We start from the raw sequence: 17,887 nt of genomic DNA on the forward strand, positions 1-17,887 counted from the left end.
TAAAAGGAGTTTAACATGGAATTTAACTACACCTATAAAGGCAGTACAGAAGTTTCAGGAAATGGGACAAGCACGCAAATGTCCTTTTCCCCAGACACCAAACGTCCACCAACATACTTTATCGGGGAATTGCGGCAAAACGTGGCATTTCGCGAAGCAATAAGTGCGTTACACGATGTCGTTGTTTCCGATATGCGGTTCAAACCTAAAGATAAAACAGCATACAAAGAATGGCGTGCCAAACAAGAAGAAATCAATTGGGACTTAATAACAGCAAGGCGGCAAGATGTCGCAACACAAATCAAAACATTGCGAGAGGAATTGAATGAGCTAAACAGGCAAAGCTACGAACGATTGCGACCTTATTATAAAGCTAGGGGAGAATTCCAGCGATATGTTTGGGAAAATCGGCTAGATTTTTATTTTGTTTTCGATCCAGTGATTACTGTTCATCCTGATGAAGTCTTTTTTGAATGCTTTAGTGTTGATGAATCTAGCTATGGGCGGCTGGGTGCAAGTTACGAGGTCTTTAAAAATATCAGTGAATTTGCTTGCGGTACAACAAATGTTGATTACTCAGCAGCACTATATGACGAGTTCCAAAAAGTCCGCAGTTATAAAACAACCCAGTTGCAAGTTGACCCTTCGGGTTTTGAAGTTCAAACAACCAATGAAGCAGCTTACAAAGAAGTCAAAATCGATCTACCAGATAGTTGGGTGAGAGGGTTTTTACAAGTGAGTTCGGCGATGTCTTTACCCGCAACACGCTTTGACTTACACCCAATGGACATCCACAATATTTGTTTTGTCTTGCGTCGCCATAAAGAGAAACAAGGACCGCGAGGAATGCGCTATCACCTAAAACCGGGGGAACCCGTGCGGGTTGTGTTTGAACCCTGGGAGATAGAAGTCGTTTGTCCGCGATCGCCCTACTTGGGAAACGAACCGCAAACCATTCGGGTTTGGGGACGCCGACGCCTTCACATCTTAGAACGCCTCATTCCCGTTGCCAAAAAGTTTACCGTTCATCTGTTAGGTACGGGTATGCCTTCATTCTACGTTGCTGACTTGGGAGATATGTCCTTTACCCTCGGTTTATCGGGATGGACGGCGAATGATTGGTCGCAATCTGGTAACTTTGATTTAATGGCACCCCGTGCTGATGTTGACGAATGGACGCAAAAAATTATATTTGACGGGCTGCGAGAAAATTGGGTAGAAACTGCAGATCGCCTTGCACAGCGCTTAAATTTAAGCCGTACTTCAGTTCTAGGAGCTTTAAGTGCTTATACGCAAGCCGGACGTGTTATTTACGATCTAAACAAACAAGTCTATCGGGTGCGGGAACTCAGCCGAGAACCTTTACCAGTAGAACGTTTGCGGTTTGCCAACGAACGGGAAGAAAATGCAACAAGGTTTTTGAGTCAAAGAGCAGTGCAAGTGACATCAGTAAATAACAGTAACGATAGCTTAGTATTAGAAGGCACTGTAAAAGATTGGGAAAAAACTTATAGTCCATCTTTGACGATCGATAGAGATGAGCGTATAATTAATGCAGAGTGTACCTGCAAATGGCATCAGCAAAACAAGCTGTACAAAGGTCCTTGCGAACACATTCTGGCATTGCGAATGCAATATGCTCGTCAGTGTCAGTAAAAAAAATCACGCACTTAATTGTTGGTAAAAAATCCTTGCAATCTGGGCGGTGGATCGCCGTCCGTGCGTTTAGTTTAGCCATACATCACTAGCCCACTCTTGACTGTGCGGTCTTACGGTACTACCATGGTATTCCGGGTTGACATCCATGTAGTGAATGACCCAGGTAGTACCGTGACCGCTGAGTTGAGTTGTCTAGTCCTGAGGGATTTACGAAGGGAAAGCCAACTTATTAAACTTGCGTGATTTTTTTACACCAAAAGACTTACGCATAGCCCCCTTTATTTTTTTACACCAAAAGACTTACACATAACCCCCCTTTTTAAGGAAACGGTGGTGTACGCATCTTTAGAGATCCCCCTAAATCGCCCAATAAATTGGGCGATTGAAGAATTTCCCCCCTTTTTAAGGGGGGTTAGGGGGGATCGAAACTGCTAGAAGGCATTTTAAGAAACTTGTGTACACCACCGTAGCTCTTTTTAAGAGGGTTTGGGGGGATCGACAACCTGTAAAATCTCCAAAATGGGTTGAGGTTGCGTAAGCCCCAATTACCTCTACCAAAATCAAAAGAGTACGAATAACCAGGATGACTGACCAACCCCGTACCCGCCAAGAACTCTACGAACGTATCCGTCAAATAGGTAGAGAAGAATTTATCCTTGAAGAAATGATTCGTTACGGTTTCTGGCCCGCTGAAGGTACAATACCTCAAGACCCTGCGGATGAAATTCGCCGTGTTGGAGAAATACGGCGGGAACTGGAAGAACTCAGACAGGAAAGCAGCCGTCTCCACAACGAAAAGGAGCTGCGGAAAGAGATGCTCAAGCAGCGCTTAGCCGAGTCGCGGCGCAAGCGCCAGGAAACCAAGGAACGGCGGGAACGGGAAAGACAAGAACGTGCGGAAGCCTGGAAGCAAAAAAAACAGCAAGAGATTGTTTATCTTGGTGAGGGAGTCTCAGCTGGCTTAAATGAGACTGAAGGTGATAGCGAAAGGCTCCAAAGCTATGGCTTACCACTCTGCAACACAGCCAATGAAATTGCTACTGCAATGGGCATAAACGTAGGAAAATTGAGATTTTTAGCCTTCGATCGCAAAACCTCCACAGTCAGCCACTATATCCGTTTCAAAATGCCCAAAAAAACTGGAGGAGAACGGTTGATATCAGCCCCCCTACCCAGTTTAAAACAGGCACAGCATTGGATTTTAGGAAATATTTTGCAAAAGTTAGAAGTTCACGAAGCTGCACACGGTTTTCGGTGCGATCGTTCCATAGTCACCAACGCCACCCCCCATGTTGGTGCTGATGTCATTATCAACTTTGACCTCAAAGATTTTTTCCCCTCTATTTCTTACAAACGAGTTAAAGGGCTTTTCCGCTCCTTTGGTTATTCTGAAGCAGCAGCAACAATATTTAGTTTGCTGTGTACGGCTGCTGAGGTTGAAGAACTAGAACTCGATGGCAAGACATATTATGTCGCACTCGAAGAACGCCACCTCCCACAAGGTTCCCCCGCCAGTCCAGCAATCACTAACTTGCTGTGTCGCCGTCTCGACAAACGCTTAACAGCGATCGCACAAGAATTAGGTTTCAGTTACACCCGTTATGCTGATGACCTTACCTTCTCAGCATCCGGAGATAGCTTGCGTCATATCTGTAATCTCCTCAAACGTACAGAATCCGCAGTCATTTATGAAGGTTTTGCCATCAACCAAGAGAAAACCAGAATTTTACGAAAATCCAGTCAGCAGGAAGTCACCGGAGTTGTTGTCAATGACAAACTCAATATCTCTAAGAAAACCTTAAAGCAATTCCGTGCAACCCTTTATCAAATAGAGAAAGATGGACTAGAAGGTAAATCTTGGGGAAATTCTTCAGATGTTCTGGCTGCAGTCAGTGGTTTTGCTAATTTTGTAGTCATGGTTAATCCTGAAAAAGGCGCTGAGTTTCAACAGCAGATACAAAGAATTAGAAAGAAGTACAAACAGAAAAAATAATTGTCCTTATTAACCCTCTTTTATCACTTTCGTCAAAGAAAATTTGAACTCCCGTTTTTACCTTAGTCCGCGTATAGCCCTTACGGGCATAGCCTGCGGCATTGCGTAGCGTGCGCTTTGCGCTTAGGCGGACTTTGTTTGTATAGCAGCCAATTCTATTCGCTTTAATTATTCTCTCTCTAGACGGCTACCCGTTCTTTGGAAGTGATTTATGTATAGGCAAAACTCTGGGAATATTACTATCTTGATAATTATCATGTCGATTGCTGTGACTGCAATAGGCGTGCGTAATTTTGAATTGTTTTTAAACACTACTTGTTTGGTGAATACTTTGCCTGCTGTCAGTAAACACTGCAAGTAGAAGCAAAAATCTTTGGATTGTCAGCCGATTTTATCAAAAGATCGCTCTACGTTGCTTTGTATTGCTTAACCTGAAATTGTCACCGTATTGCACTTCTAAGGCGCGAGGGAGAGAAATTTCCCTCCTCTAAACTCTAGATGGAGTTTGATAGATGACTTAACCCCGAACTGGGAGCGAGATGAAGAACTCAGTGCCTTGTCCTAATTCCGACTGGACTTCGAGCCGTCCATCATGTCTCTCGACCACAATCTGACGGGCGATCGCTAAGCCTAACCCCGTTCCTTTGCCAACCTCTTTAGTGGTAAACAAGCGATCGAAAATCTTAGATTTGACTTCCTCATTCATACCTTTACCGTTGTCACCAATACGAATTTCGACCGTATTTTGTTTGGATAATAATACAGTTTGAATCGTGATTTGTTGGGGATGATTTTCTAACTTTTTAAAGGTTGTTTGCTGTGCCATTTCATCGAACATATCAATCGCATTGGCCAGAATGTTCATAAACACCTGGTTAAGCTGACCGGGGAAGCAATTAATTTCGGGGATGTCACCGTAGTTTCGTATAACTTTAATAGCAGGTCGATTTTCATTCGCTTTGAGTCGATACTTGAGCATCAACAGCGTACTATCTAACCCTTCGTGCAAGTTGGCGCTAACTTTGTGTTCCGTATCGGCGCGAGAGAAAGTACGCAGGCTAGTGCTAATGCCCTTAATGCGATCGGTCGCGCCTTTCATCGAGTCAATTAACTTGGGTAAATCCTCCAATAGAAACTCCAGGTCAATCTTTTCAGCCAATTCAGCCACCGAACCAGTAGGGGGCTGGTGCTGCTGATATGTGTCTAGATACTCACACAGGTCTTGTACGTAATCTTTAGCATTGTTAATACTGCCGTTAAGGAAGCCAACTGGATTATTAATTTCGTGAGCAACTCCAGCCACCAAGTTACCTAAAGTAGCCATTTTTTCGTTTTGCACAATCTGAAGCTGAGATTCTTCAAGCTGTTGAGCGTAGGCTTGGGCTTGCTGATAGAGGCGAGCATTCTCCAGTGAAATCGCAGCTTGGGCACAGAGCAGATTCAGCAACTCAACGCGATCGCGGGTAAAGGCTCCTATTGCCAGGTTATTTTCCAGATAGACCATGCCCAGCAACTTGCCTTGTTGTAAAATGGGGCTGCACAGCAGACTCTTAGGTTGTTGGTTTTGGATATAGACATCAGCGCTCGATACCGAATCTTGCGCGGCGTTGGCAATCACAGCTGGTTGCAAGCTGCGTTTGACTTTTGTGACCAGACTGATGGGCACTACACCACTATCGACAAGCGACTGCGTTGGATGCAGAATCTGCGTTTCGATTTTTCGAGATTCCGTCAGTGCTGCCCTAGCCTGAACCGTGAGATTTTGCCCCTCACTTAACATCAAAACGCACTGCGTAGCACCTGAGGTTTGCATTACTGTCAGCAAGAGAGTGCCAATTAACCGCTCGATCTCAATTTCACTGGAAAGGGTTTGAGACGCTTTAAGGATGGCAACTAGATCCAGGGTATCAGAAAGACTAGTGGAAGAAGCACTAGTCGAGCTGAAAGTTCCAGTGGCAAATAAAGTTTCGTCAACACAGAGTGGTATCTGCGCTTGTTGGAGGATAGGAGCGAGCAGTTGAGGATAGCGAGTTTCTAAGTCGGAGAGTTTGGCTTTTGCCCCCCAACGAGCATAGCCATAGTAGGCTTCAATCATGTAGGCTTGTGCGACCCGCTCTTTGTTCCAATCCAGGTAAAATTTTGCCGCCAGTTCATTGGCAACGGCTTCTTCCTGAGGGTAGCCATTGGCTTTGGCACCCGCGATCGCCAGGTCATAAAGTTCTAGAGCTTGTGTTTTACAATTGAGGAGTTGATGTTTTTGCGCTTCAACTAAATGATATTTATGCAAGTAATTCATGGGAGCATAATGCGCCCATTCTTTTAACTTTGCTTGATTTTCTTGCAATCGCTGCCATCGCGGTTCCGATTCCGACATCGATTCCGGCGGAGTAGCAAGCACGGTGAGAGAATCATAGAAATATAAGATCGGTTCAACGATATTTCCCATACCCCCAGCCAAATACTGTCGGGTTTGAGCAGCATCGTGTTCCGCTTTAGCAAAGTCTTCAAGCCAGTAATTTAATGTGAATCGATACAGGTAAAAGTAGCATAATCGGTAAAAATCATTGGAGACTTTTGCTTCAGCAAGGATTTTTTCTTCATAGGAATTCTGGCGTAAGGGAATCTCGTTCTCTGACTGACCCAGCAGAATGAGAGCCGCCTGCCAGTAAGCCAAAACACAGTTTGCTGCCGTGAATTGGTGGAGGTCGCACAACTGTTGGTAATAGGCATGAATTTGGGGTTCGAGTTCAGCGAGCGGTTGACCGCACCAGTAGGCATTCAAGCAGAACAACTGAGCATCGTAGCCAAGAAATTCTAGATTGCCGGTTTCCAATCCTGCTTGATATCCTTCTTGAAGAATTGGCAGTGTTTCTTGTAAATGGGTAGTCCAATGACCAACATATCCTCCCATTAACAGGGCTGTTGCCGGTAGAATATTTTTGGCATCTGGTTCTGAGGCGAGTTGGTATCCTAATTGCCCGAACTGAGGCACCTTTGTCATCTCTCCCCACAGGGTTCTAAGTTGGAAGGCGTAACCGGCGTAGCAATACGCCGAAACAGGACTATTGCCAAATTGAATTGACAACTTGGCCTGTAGCGCAACAATTAGGAAATAGAGCATTGAGCCAGTCATGTAACAGACGGGTGTCAGCCGAGCCGCATTTTGCATAATGGCTAACTGCTGGGGGTCTGTCATTTTCGGCAGATGAATGAATGACTCAATCGAGCGACCCTCAATTAAGGCATCGATTTCCAGCTTGATCGGTCGAATATCCTCTAACGTTGGGCTGTCTGGCAGGTTCACGCCCAACATTTGGAAGACTGATTGACCGATCGCGATCGCTTCTAAAAATTGATTGCGGGCTACCAACGCCTGAATTCTGACTTGATAGACTTGCACTTGTTCTAAAGGCGTTTTCGCAAAATGAATCACCGCTTCAATCCACCAATCCATCTGCTCAAAATCGCCAACCAAGAAAGCGACCTCGGCAGCTAAGTCGTGCAGGGATAGGGTCATTTCGTACTGTCGGTGCCAAGCGTCTGTTCCCAGCAGTTTCAGACCCACTGTGGCATATTCACGGGCTGCTTGATAGGCAGTTGCCAGTCTGGCTTTGCGGCAAGCAGTGAGGTTGAGTTGGGCGAGTTCGTCCCTTTCCTGTTGTTCCTCAACAAGCGTTGTTCCATAGTTCAACTGATTGACGATTTCAAAAATGCGCTCTTCTCTAGCGGCTGAAGAAACTTGTTGTAATAAAAGTTGTCCGATCTGATAATGAGTCGTCTGTTTTCGCTCGTCAGGGATGAGGGAATAAGCTGCTTGCTGAACGCGATCGTGGAGAAAGCGATAAGAACAGTTAAACGTTGTTAAAGAGTTGACTTCTGCCACCTTAAGCTCTGATGGCTGATAAAACTTATAAACCTCGGTAATGGGTAAAATCACTCCTTCTTGCAAGGCTTTCCAGAGGTCGATCGCGGTATCTTCGGGCGATCGCTCATTGACAATCGCCAGGGTAGCCAAATCGAACTGAGCGCCAATGCAAGCTGCTAGTTTCAAAACAGTCTGGGTTGCAGCAGGCAATTTTTGCAACTGAAGTGCCATAAACTCGACGACATCATCGGTGAGCGCAAGTAACTTCACCGTTACCAGGTCGCACTGCCAATGTCCCAAGTGGAAGTCAAAGGAAATATAGCCGTCCTCATGCAGTGCTTTGAGAAATTGGGTGAGGAAGAAGGGATTACCTTTGGTTTTTTGATAGAGCAACTCCGTCAGCGGCTGAGCCAGTTCAACAGAACAACTTAGCGTATCTGCCGTTAACTGAGTCACATCCGTTTGGCTCAGGGGTTCTAGGGTAAGGGCATGGATCGGGGTTTGGGCTTTTTTGATCTCGTCGAGCATTAGCATCAAGGGGTGAGTCGGGAACACTTCGTTATCCCGATAAGCTCCAATGATGAACAGGTAACCACGTTGCTTGCCGCCGTAAGTATCGCGTTCTGTCAGCAGTAGCTTCAGCAAGTTCAGAGAAGCTGAATCAGCCCACTGCAAGTCATCCAGGAAAATAACCAGTGGATGCTCTGGCTTGGCGAACTCCGTGATGAACTTCTGGAACAGCAGATTGAAACGGTTCTGAGCAGCACTGCCGGAGAGTTCTGGTACGGGGGGTTGTTGGCCGATGACCTGTTCAAGTTCGGGAATCATCTCGATAAGCACCTGGCCATTGTCACCAACTGCCGCCAGGATCTTCGCTTTCCACTCTTGCAACTGCTTGTCGTCACTGCTCAGCAGTTGATCCATAAGATCGCGGAAGGCTTGGACAAACGCGCTAAAAGGAAGATTGCGGTTGAATTGGTCAAACTTGCCTTTGATGAAATAGCCATGCCAACGCACGATCGGCTTATGTACTTCATTGACGACGGCGGTTTTGCCAATGCCGGAAAAACCTGCCACCAGCATCAATTCGGAGGCTCCATTGGCAACTCGACCAAAAGCATCGAGCAAGGTTTGAACTTCTTGTTCTCGTCCGTAGAGTTTTTCGGGGATCAAAAAGCGATCGCTGATATCCCGTTGGCCTAACTTAAACCAGGTATGTTTGCCCGCAACACGATACTCTTCCTGGCATTTCATGAGATCGTGCTTGAGACCGAGGGCACTTTGATATCGGTCTTCAGCATTCTTAGCCATGAGTTTGCTAATAATTTCACCGAGCATGATGGGCAGATCGGGGTTGAGATCGCAGACAGAGGGTGGTTGCTTAGCTAGATGGGCATGAACCATTTCCATTGGCTCGTCAGCTTGGAATGGTAACTTTCCCGCGAGCAGTTCAAAAAAGGTAATTCCTAAGGAATAGAAATCGCTGCGATAGTCAATTCCCCGGTTCATCCGCCCGGTTTGTTCCGGTGAGATATAAGCCAGGGTGCCTTCTAGAACGTTGCGATTTTGAATCTCTTGAGTTTCACGGGGTAACAGGGAGGCAATGCTAAAGTCAATCAGCTTAATCTGCCGAGTTTGTGGTTGGATCAGAATGTTGGCTGGTTTAATGTCTTTGTGAATAATCCGTTGCTGATAGAGTTGGTGGAGGACATCCACAATTTGTAGGGCAATTGGCCAGAATTGTTCGATACTTAGAGGAGAAGCCTGGATGTAATGACGTAGGGAGATGCCACCGATGTCTGCCATTACCAAAGCATAGCCATTGGCATAGGGTTCTAGACTCATCGGTTGGACAATACCTGGGATGTCGAGACTTTTCGCGATCGCATACTGATTGCGAAACTGCACCAATTCGTTGAAGCTGGGATAGTCGTGCCGCAGTGTCTTGATCACCACCGGACATTGCTGTGACTTTTGCACTCCTCGATAGACAGCCGTCCTAGAACCTAGATACAGCTGCTCAACCAAGGTATAGCCAGAAATATTTGGAAATTGCCGTGCTAGAGAAGTCATTGGTTTAGGAAGAGCGCTTTGACTTCACTAGGATTCCCTAAAGTCTTAATTAAGTAACAGATAAACTAATATTACAAAAATATTATCACGTGAAACTTTCTATATAATAAATATTCCAAAGAGGGTGATTATACGGAATTTTTGGATCTGATAATTAATTCTCCTCTAACAAGGACTTTTGTGCCAAAACCCCTCGCCCTTACCAAGCAGTTATGCCTGGATATATTTGATTAAATTGCTCATCGATAGTCTTGTTTTTGTGAAATAGAATTCTTGCATTAATTTTTGAAGTAGATGCATAACTAATCTGAATTGATGGAACGCTATTATTCTCAGCAAGATTTTTGATAATTGTATACTTTATTTTTTGAATGCCAAACAACGTAATTTTACTAAATCTTAATAAGCGCATTCCTAGCTTCATTAGTCATTTTTACAGTCATCTAAGTAGAGAGGCGCAAAAAAAAAGTATGTAACGAAAAGTAAATTTGCCTAAAAACCTCTTCCCTTCACCATAGCTGTCCTCTTCTATCTACCTTGTCATGGCGGCAATTTTTAACAGCGACTTTCTTAAGTTAATAGTAATGGGAGCGATCGCAAAACTTGCACTCATCACCCCCACCTTATTTTTCTCTTATGAATTAATAGCACCAGCCTCTGGGAACAGATAATTACTCAGCAATATTAACCAAACCTGAAACTTCGGAATCAGCCAATGTTGGGGCTGTAAAAATTTGAGAATATAAGCTTGTTGGTTGTTGTTCGGCAACAACAGGTAGAACTTGACGGGCATGCATTGCAACTGCCACTGTTTTCACATCATAAGCTTGTGTTGCTAGCTTGGGATACAAGCCGATACCGATGATGGGGATTAACAAGCAAGCCGTAATAAACAGTTCGCGGGGTTTAACATCTTGTACAACCGCATCCAAAACCAACTCTTGATTTTGCTTGCCGTAGAAGACGGAACGTAACATGGATAGCAAGTAAATCGGAGTCAAGATAACACCAACAGCGGAGAGAAGCACAACAACAACTTTAAAGCTTGAACTGTAAACATCGCTTGTAGCAAGTCCCAGGAAGACCATCAACTCACCTACAAAACCGCTCATTCCAGGGAGTGCTAGAGAAGCCATCGCACCTGCTGTGAAAAGAGCAAAGGTTTTAGGCATAACTTTTGCCATACCACCCATCTTATCCATCATTAAAGTGTGAGTCCGCTCGTAAGTCACACCAGATAGGAAGAACAAGCTAGCAGCAATCAAACCGTGGGAAACCATCTGCAGCATTGCACCACTGATGCCCATTTCGGAATAGGAGGCAATACCAATCAGGACAAATCCCATGTGGGCAATGGATGAGTACGCTAGACGACGCTTGAGGTTGTTTTGAGCAAAGGCACAACAAGCACCGTAGATAATGTTTACGACACCCAGAATCGCGAGAACTGGGGCAAAGACAACATGAGCATTGGTCAACATCTCCATGTTGATGCGGATGAGCGCATATCCACCCATCTTCAACAACACACCAGCAAGAATCATTGAACCAGGTGCAGATGCTTCACCATGAGCATCGGGAAGCCAGGTATGTAAGGGGAAAATTGGTAGTTTGACGCCAAAGGCAATGAGGAAGCAAGCGTAGACGAGTAATTCTAATGTGTTTGAATATTCTTTCATTCCCAGAGTTGTCATGTCGAAAGTGACAGTGTCTCCAGAGAATGCCATTGCGAAACCTGCTACCAAGATAAAGATTGATGCAGCAGCAGTGTAAAGAATGAATTTTGTGGCTGCGTAACGGCGCTTTTCTCCTCCCCAGATAGAAATCAGCAGGTATACTGGCACCAACTCAATTTCCCACATGAGGAAGAACAACAGCAGATCCTGGGCAACAAACACCCCGATCTGGGCGCTGTACATGACCAGCATCAAAGCATGAAATAATCGCGGCTTTTTGGTTACTTTCCAAGCCGCGAATATTGCAAGAGTATTAATTAACCCTGTAAGCAGTACCAAAGGCATTGATAAACCATCGACTGCTACAGACCAGTTCATTCCCAACTGAGGCACCCAGGCGTACTTCTCAACGAGTTGGAATGCTGAACTTTGAAAATCGTAATGCTGCCAAAAGGCATAAATCATCAACGCAAAATCTGCAAGTGCTACTCCCAAACCGTACCAGCGGACAGTTTTGCCCTCTTTATCTGGAATGAAGGGGATGGCTGCGGTAGCCACCAGAGGCAGGGTAATTATGGCTGTTAGCCAAGGGAACTCGAAAGCATTCATCACTGACAATCGGTTTTTATTTTTGCTTTTAATTACATTATATTAAGCTATCGTTACTTTTGTAAACGTTATTCTTCCAGTTAAAACCAAATCTTTAGAATTCATAGAGATAAATACTTATTTTTTTGACTAGATACATTCTAATTGTAAAGTTTTACAACGACAACAAAAAACGGCAGCTTTTGCTACCGTTACAAAACTTAATATTAATTGCATCCTAAGATAGACTTATTCTCGCCAGACTGATATCTACTTATGCAAAAAGGTACATATGAGAACTTTTTTATTGTTCTGCAATACAGTTGACAAAATTGCAAACTATTTTGCTTTTTAAACGAACAAAGGAAACAAAATAGTATTCTAGTAGTTTGAGAAACCCGGTAACTTTTGTGAAAAAAGTTTCTACCCCAGGTTGTCCGTACACTATTAGATTATTTTCAATTTAAAAGACGCTGATTTTTCGCTCGCGTTCCCCAACTACTCAATGACAACTCTAGCTCCTTGAGTATCAACACAAAGCGATCGCACATCCGCCTTCACGCCCTCTTTTAACCAAGCATTTGCCATCGCTCCAACTACAGCATCAGCATAAACCCTATCCGTCAAAGCCAAAAGAGTTGGTCCGGCACCACTAATGACCATTCCATAAGCACCAGCCGCAACAGCAGCAGAATTCACTGCATCATAACCTCGAATCAAAACCTTTCGATAAGGCTGGTGTAGCCTATCCTGTAATGCAGCCCTCAACCAACTGCCCCTCCCAGTTTCCAAACCACGCAATAATAAGCCGAGATGCGCCGTGTTGAAAATAGCATCTCCACGACTCACCTCAGATGGCAACACCTGTCGGGCTTCCTTCGTTGAAAGCTCAAAATCCGGAATTGCAACCACCGAAACAATTTCCTGACTCCAGGGAATCTCACAAATCTCCCACAAACTTTCTTTTTCTCTTAGCGATTGATTTTCCACTCCCGTCGCTGCCAAACGACATCCACCTAAAAAAGCAGGGACAACATTATCTGGATGATCTTCTAAAGCAATTGCCAACTCTAACAACTGCGACTGACTCAGAGGTTGACCAGCCAATACATTCGCACCAATCAATCCACCAACTATTGCTGTTGCCGAACTCCCCAAACCTCTGGCCAACGGTACGCCAAGAGAAATATCTATCTGCACAAATGGTGGAGGTTGCTCTATAGACTCGTAAAACTTGACAAAAGCCTGATACAGTAAATTACTATCATCAGTCACAACCCGTTCAGCCTCAACACCCGTCACAGTTATGACCCCTCGCCCATGAGAGTGGCGAGTAAACTTAAACTCATTATATAGAGTTAGAGCAGCACCAATGCAGTCAAACCCCGGTCCCAAGTTAGCAGTCGTTGCAGGGACAGTAATAGTGGCACAAGAAACTACAGACATTTTTATGCTTCAGAGCAATTAATCAAACAGCTTCTCATGGAAACGATTAATTTGCTCATTTTTAACTATATTATTGAGGCTAGGTGGGCGCAAAGAATTATCATTGGTGTTGAGCGGGGATGCGTGCGCTCGTCGCCCTTGCTTGCTGTAGGGATGGAATAAGGCTAGTGCGAGCCAAATACAGAAATTTTGCTTTTCGTTACATATTGAAAAAGTTTTCCGCCCAGCTACTAAGTCTTGAGAAAAAACTTAAAACGTATAATATAGATACAAAACTTAAAAAAAATAAAAACTTGATTTATAAAGTTTGTTAAAAGATCCAAAATTCTGTTATGTTTAATTTCAGAGAGGGTAATCTAAGGTCACAAACCCAATAAAAAATTAGCGGACTGGAATCAGTTCCAGCCCGGTAAAAAAAGCGGGCTAACCGTTTAAGGAGCTTGGTTAACCCGTGCAGCTTTGGGAACGCGCAGAGTAATGGTTATTGCAATACCAACTTAACGTTGGCATTTTGCAAACCGCGCTGCTTCACTTCAGCCAGAGTCTTGTTAACAGCATACTTCTGGTTGATAGAGTTGATGAGTTCGGTTTGGTTGTGCTTCTTAGCAACGCCCCACAGGTCTGCGATCAGGTCAAAAGAACCGTCGCTGTTGCGAGACCAACCGAGGTCATATTCGCCTTCGAGAACAGCAACTAAGTCAGCACGAACACGCTGACCGTTGTAACCACGAACATCTGCTTCAGTCTTCACGGAGATGCCGAGGTCGCGCAGGGAAGCCTTGAGGATTTCAGCATCGGTGATTTTGGTACGCAGAGTGCTAAAGTGAGACATTTGGGTTTCCTCCAATGAGAAAGTAGAGAAAGACAACGGTTTTTTGCAAAGCCGCGTTTGGCAGAACGCGGGTGGCAGTAGCTATAGCGGAGTAAAACCCCTATAAGGCACTGCCTTTTTTTTAACTGCTAGCCTTTGATGCTAGCCTTTCCCCCTGTGGTAGCAGGAGAAAGCTTTTAGAACTCCATTCGCTGGTATTCAGCAACGGAGGCTGCAGCAGGTCTTGCTCGCTGTCTAGCCCAATCTCTTAGGGCTGTTACCTGTTCTTGCATCGTTCGAGACAGCGGCAGTGTTGCCTTCAGTGCAGCAATAATATCTAGTTGAGTGAACTCGCGATCTTGGGCAAAAGCTTCGTACATAGCCGCGACGATCGCCTGTTCAATTTCTGCCCCAGAGAACCCATCTGACATCTTAGCTAGCTGTTCGAGGTCAAACCGCGAGATGTCATTCCGGCGCTTGTTCAGGTGAATCTTGAAAATATCCTGACGTTCTTCATTTATGGGCAAATCAACAAAGAAAATTTCATCAAATCGACCTTTCCTCAAAAATTCCCCAGGTAAGCGCTCAACTCTATTAGCAGTTGCCATCACAAACACTGGAGATTTCTTCTCTTGCATCCAAGTGAGGAAAGAGCCAAATATACGGCTAGAAGTACCCCCATCAGAATCAGAAGACCCCGCACTTCCAGCAAAAGACTTGTCCAATTCATCTATAAACAAGATGACTGGGGAAATAGATTCAGCCGTTTTTAACGCGTTCCGCAAGTTGGCTTCCGAACGTCCTACCATGGAACCATCATAGACACGTCCCATATCCAACCGCAATAACGGTAAACCCCAAAGTCGAGAGGTAGTTTTAGCAATCAACGACTTCCCACAACCAGGAACCCCTAAAATTAACATTCCCTTAGGTTGAGGCAAACCATACTCCCGCGCTCTTTCTGTAAAAGCGTTGGAACGTTGCTTGAGCCATTTTTTTAGCTCTTCCAAACCACCAACACCGTCTATAGTTTCATCTTCTTCTATGTACTCAAGTATACCATTTCGGCGAATGAGTTGCTTTTTCTCAGATAAAACTATATCGACTTCTTCTTCTGTCAGACGCCCTGATGTGACCTGCGCCTTGCGGTAAACTTTTTCAGCTTCATCTTTGGTTAATCCTAAAGCCGCTCTTAGAAGCTTTTCCCTGGCTTCAGTCGTTAACCGCCGTCCCCGGTTTTGATCTATGTGATGGGTCAATACTTTGTTCAAGTCTCCCATATCTGGTAATGGGAAGTCAAGAACAACAACTTCCTTCTCCAACTCAATAGGAACTTGTTGCATTGGAGACATTAAAATAATATTTTTCTGCGTACCCTTGAAACTCGCGATCGCATCTCTTAGCGATCTGGTTGTTGCGGGCGCATCTATAAAGGGGTGTAAATCTTTAAGAATAAATATACTAGCTTCTTTCTGCCGAATAATCCATTCAATGGCTGCTTCTGGCGATACAGTGTTGTGTTGGGTGACATTCCGGGGTTGACCGTACTCCACGATGCCGTGAGTCACTGTCCAAACATAGACCTTTCGCTGCGGCTTTGATGATTGAGCAATATGTGAAATTGCTTGCTCAGCCCGCTCTTCCTCGGAGGTCACAAGGTAGATTAGAGGGTATTGAGCTTGAATGAGTATATTGAGCTCTTCTTTCATACTTCGACCTACTTGAGACCTTTACAGACAGTACAGACATCGCCAACATTAAAATAGGGGGGAGAGAATTATGAAAAATATCTCTACTACTCACAATTCCCACCTAGCAAGGAACCAACTCTTCCTCGCCTTTCTGATTTGTTTCATCCATTTCTTCAATGGATATACGTTCTTGTCCAATTATTCCTGGCTGCTTGCCAAGCGCTGCAAGTTCCCCATCCCTAAGGACTAGCGAACTCTCACAGGTTGGGCAGGAATACACTCTATGAGATCTTCCATAAGAAGCTTCATCTACTAATTCTGAATGTGCCAGATAGAAAACCAGAGCGCGTTCCGCTAACTCTGACATTGGTTCCGAGTCAACTGCTGAACGAATTTTGAGTTTCCTATGAAGTTCCGGCGACAAATACAAAGTAACCTTTTGCTTAGTTTGCATATTACTGTTTTGCGGTCTTACCCGGGTATGTATTTCACGATATCGGCTGGCATTTTACTTGTCAACCTACTAAGACGTTTTGACAGCATTTTTGTAACATTTCTTAATTTTAAAGAAGCAGGGGCGCAAGACTACCGCACCCTGTAGTTAATTGTTCTCCTTTGTCTCCCTTGTCTTCCTTGTCCCCCAGCCTCTAGTCCCCAATCCCCAATCCCCAATCCCCAATCTTTCATGATTAGAGGTGCCATAAACCTGATAGATTTAGCTATCAGCGAGTAAAAACTTGGTGAAAATGAAAGTCCTGGTTATTGGTGGCGATGGTTATTGCGGTTGGGCAACCGCACTTTACCTTTCTAATCGAGGTTATGAAGTTGGTATTTTAGATAGTTTAGTGCGACGGCATTGGGACAACGAGTTGGGAGTGGAGACTCTAACTCCAATCGCACCAATTCAACATCGAATTCAACGCTGGCACGATTTGACAGGTAAATCTATTGACCTGTTGATTGGCGATATCACTAACTACGAGTTCTTGAGTAAAGCACTGCACAAATTTCAGCCAGAAGCAATCGTACACTTTGGCGAACAAAGATCTGCGCCTTATTCAATGATTGACCGCGAACACGCAGTTTTTACCCAAGTTAACAACGTAGTTGGGACTTTAAACTTGTTGTACGCCATGCGGGAAGACTTCCCAGACTGCCATTTAGTCAAACTGGGAACAATGGGAGAATATGGAACACCCAACATCGACATCGAAGAAGGGTATATCACAATCGAGCACAACGGGAGGAAAGATACTCTACCCTATCCCAAACAACCCGGCTCGATGTATCATTTGAGCAAAGTTCATGACAGTCATAACATTCACTTTGCGTGTCGGATTTGGGGATTGCGAGCCACAGACCTGAATCAGGGTGTTGTTTACGGTGTTTTGACTGAAGAAACAGGCATGGACGAACTGTTGATTAACCGCCTGGATTACGACGGTGTATTCGGTACGGCACTGAATCGCTTCTGTATCCAAGCAGCTATCGGACATCCCCTAACAGTTTACGGCAAAGGCGGTCAAACCCGAGGATTTTTGGATATTCGAGACACAGTAAGGTGTATCGAAATTGCTGTAGCCAATCCAGCGCAACCCGGTGAATTCCGCGTCTTTAACCAATTCACTGAACTATTCAGTGTTGGTGATTTAGCAATGATGGTGAAGAAAGCTGGTAATGCACTCGGACTGAATGTAGAAATTAATCACTTAGAAAATCCCAGAATTGAGAAAGAAGAGCATTACTTCAACGCCAAAAATACCCAGCTTTTGGATCTTGGGTTACAACCTCATTATCTTTCTGACTCTTTGCTCGATTCTCTACTGAATTTCTCCATTAAGTACCAAAATCGAGTTGACAAACAACAAATTTTGCCTAAAGTCTCTTGGCGAAGAAATTAGGGCAATCTGAAGGATGAAGTATAAAGTATGAAGTCTAAAATTAGACTTCTCAATTGATGGGAAGATTAAAAAGTATAGATGTATACATCTAGTCAAAACACAATTTTGGTTATGTGTACCAATTGTGTTTCTTTTTCATCTTTTATCCTTCATCCTTTTGTTACGGGTTGTGTTGGCTGTACTG

At 44.4% G+C, this 17,887-nt stretch carries 10 protein-coding genes; 4 read left to right on the top strand and 6 right to left on the bottom strand.

Features of this window, described 5'->3' with window-relative positions:
- Positions 1-15: 15 nt before the first annotated feature.
- A complete protein-coding gene (locus tag HC643_RS08915; RefSeq protein ID WP_038091551.1) occupies positions 16-1,656 on the top strand; it encodes an SWIM zinc finger family protein in 1,641 nt (546 codons plus the stop codon).
- A 586-nt stretch (positions 1,657-2,242) separates the two neighbouring features.
- Positions 2,243-3,652, top strand: coding sequence for a reverse transcriptase family protein (locus tag HC643_RS08920; protein WP_038091553.1), 1,410 nt, complete (start codon positions 2,243-2,245; stop codon positions 3,650-3,652).
- A 517-nt stretch (positions 3,653-4,169) separates the two neighbouring features.
- Here the strand turns inward: HC643_RS08920 and HC643_RS08925 are convergent.
- From HC643_RS08925 to thrB, 3 genes are all read right to left on the bottom strand, one after another.
- A complete protein-coding gene (locus HC643_RS08925; protein ID WP_050046250.1) occupies positions 4,170-9,590 on the bottom strand; it encodes a trifunctional serine/threonine-protein kinase/ATP-binding protein/sensor histidine kinase in 5,421 nt (1,806 codons plus the stop codon).
- A gap of 671 nt (positions 9,591-10,261) precedes the next feature.
- A complete protein-coding gene (locus HC643_RS08930; RefSeq protein ID WP_038088632.1) occupies positions 10,262-11,875 on the bottom strand; it encodes an NAD(P)H-quinone oxidoreductase subunit 4 in 1,614 nt (537 codons plus the stop codon).
- Between the two features lie 477 nt (positions 11,876-12,352).
- Entirely contained in the window at positions 12,353-13,300 is a 948-nt protein-coding gene (gene thrB / locus HC643_RS08935; RefSeq protein WP_038088628.1) for a homoserine kinase, read from the bottom strand.
- Between the two features lie 36 nt (positions 13,301-13,336).
- Between thrB and HC643_RS42035 the strand changes: the two genes are divergently transcribed.
- Positions 13,337-13,462 carry a hypothetical protein gene (locus HC643_RS42035; RefSeq protein ID WP_272899727.1) on the top strand — a complete coding sequence of 42 codons (126 nt, stop codon included), beginning with the start codon at positions 13,337-13,339 and terminating at the stop codon, positions 13,460-13,462.
- Between the two features lie 319 nt (positions 13,463-13,781).
- On the opposite strand, the gene HC643_RS08940 is transcribed toward HC643_RS42035, so the two are convergent.
- From HC643_RS08940 to HC643_RS08950, 3 genes are all read right to left on the bottom strand, one after another.
- Entirely contained in the window at positions 13,782-14,132 is a 351-nt protein-coding gene (locus HC643_RS08940; RefSeq protein WP_038088622.1) for a DUF1257 domain-containing protein, read from the bottom strand.
- 176 nt (positions 14,133-14,308) lie between these two features.
- Positions 14,309-15,820, bottom strand: coding sequence for a stress-responsive protein Ycf46 (gene ycf46 / locus HC643_RS08945; RefSeq protein ID WP_038088619.1), 1,512 nt, complete (start codon positions 15,818-15,820; stop codon positions 14,309-14,311).
- Between the two features lie 103 nt (positions 15,821-15,923).
- Entirely contained in the window at positions 15,924-16,256 is a 333-nt protein-coding gene (locus HC643_RS08950) for a slr0373 family blue light stress response protein (RefSeq protein ID WP_038088616.1), read from the bottom strand.
- 292 nt (positions 16,257-16,548) lie between these two features.
- On the opposite strand from HC643_RS08950, the gene HC643_RS08955 reads away from it, so the two are divergent.
- Entirely contained in the window at positions 16,549-17,703 is a 1,155-nt protein-coding gene (locus HC643_RS08955) for an NAD-dependent epimerase/dehydratase family protein (protein WP_038088614.1), read from the top strand.
- The last annotated feature ends 184 nt before the right edge of the window (positions 17,704-17,887 follow it).

Origin of the sequence: Tolypothrix bouteillei VB521301 (assembly GCF_000760695.4) — a bacterium.
Lineage (GTDB): Bacteria > Cyanobacteriota > Cyanobacteriia > Cyanobacteriales > Nostocaceae > Scytonema > Scytonema bouteillei_A.

Bases quoted from the DNA above. Each gene is read 5' to 3' on its own strand.
- HC643_RS08915 (WP_038091551.1), top strand. From the start codon at position 16: ATGGAATTTAACTACACCTATAAAGGCAGTACAGAAGTTTCAGGAAAT.
- HC643_RS08920 (WP_038091553.1), top strand. From the start codon at position 2,243: ATGACTGACCAACCCCGTACCCGCCAAGAACTCTACGAACGTATCCGT.
- HC643_RS08925 (WP_050046250.1), bottom strand. From the start codon at position 9,590: ATGACTTCTCTAGCACGGCAATTTCCAAATATTTCTGGCTATACCTTG.
- HC643_RS08930 (WP_038088632.1), bottom strand. From the start codon at position 11,875: ATGAATGCTTTCGAGTTCCCTTGGCTAACAGCCATAATTACCCTGCCT.
- thrB (WP_038088628.1), bottom strand. From the start codon at position 13,300: ATGTCTGTAGTTTCTTGTGCCACTATTACTGTCCCTGCAACGACTGCT.
- HC643_RS42035 (WP_272899727.1), top strand. From the start codon at position 13,337: ATGGAAACGATTAATTTGCTCATTTTTAACTATATTATTGAGGCTAGG.
- HC643_RS08940 (WP_038088622.1), bottom strand. From the start codon at position 14,132: ATGTCTCACTTTAGCACTCTGCGTACCAAAATCACCGATGCTGAAATC.
- ycf46 (WP_038088619.1), bottom strand. From the start codon at position 15,820: ATGAAAGAAGAGCTCAATATACTCATTCAAGCTCAATACCCTCTAATC.
- HC643_RS08950 (WP_038088616.1), bottom strand. From the start codon at position 16,256: ATGCAAACTAAGCAAAAGGTTACTTTGTATTTGTCGCCGGAACTTCAT.
- HC643_RS08955 (WP_038088614.1), top strand. From the start codon at position 16,549: ATGAAAGTCCTGGTTATTGGTGGCGATGGTTATTGCGGTTGGGCAACC.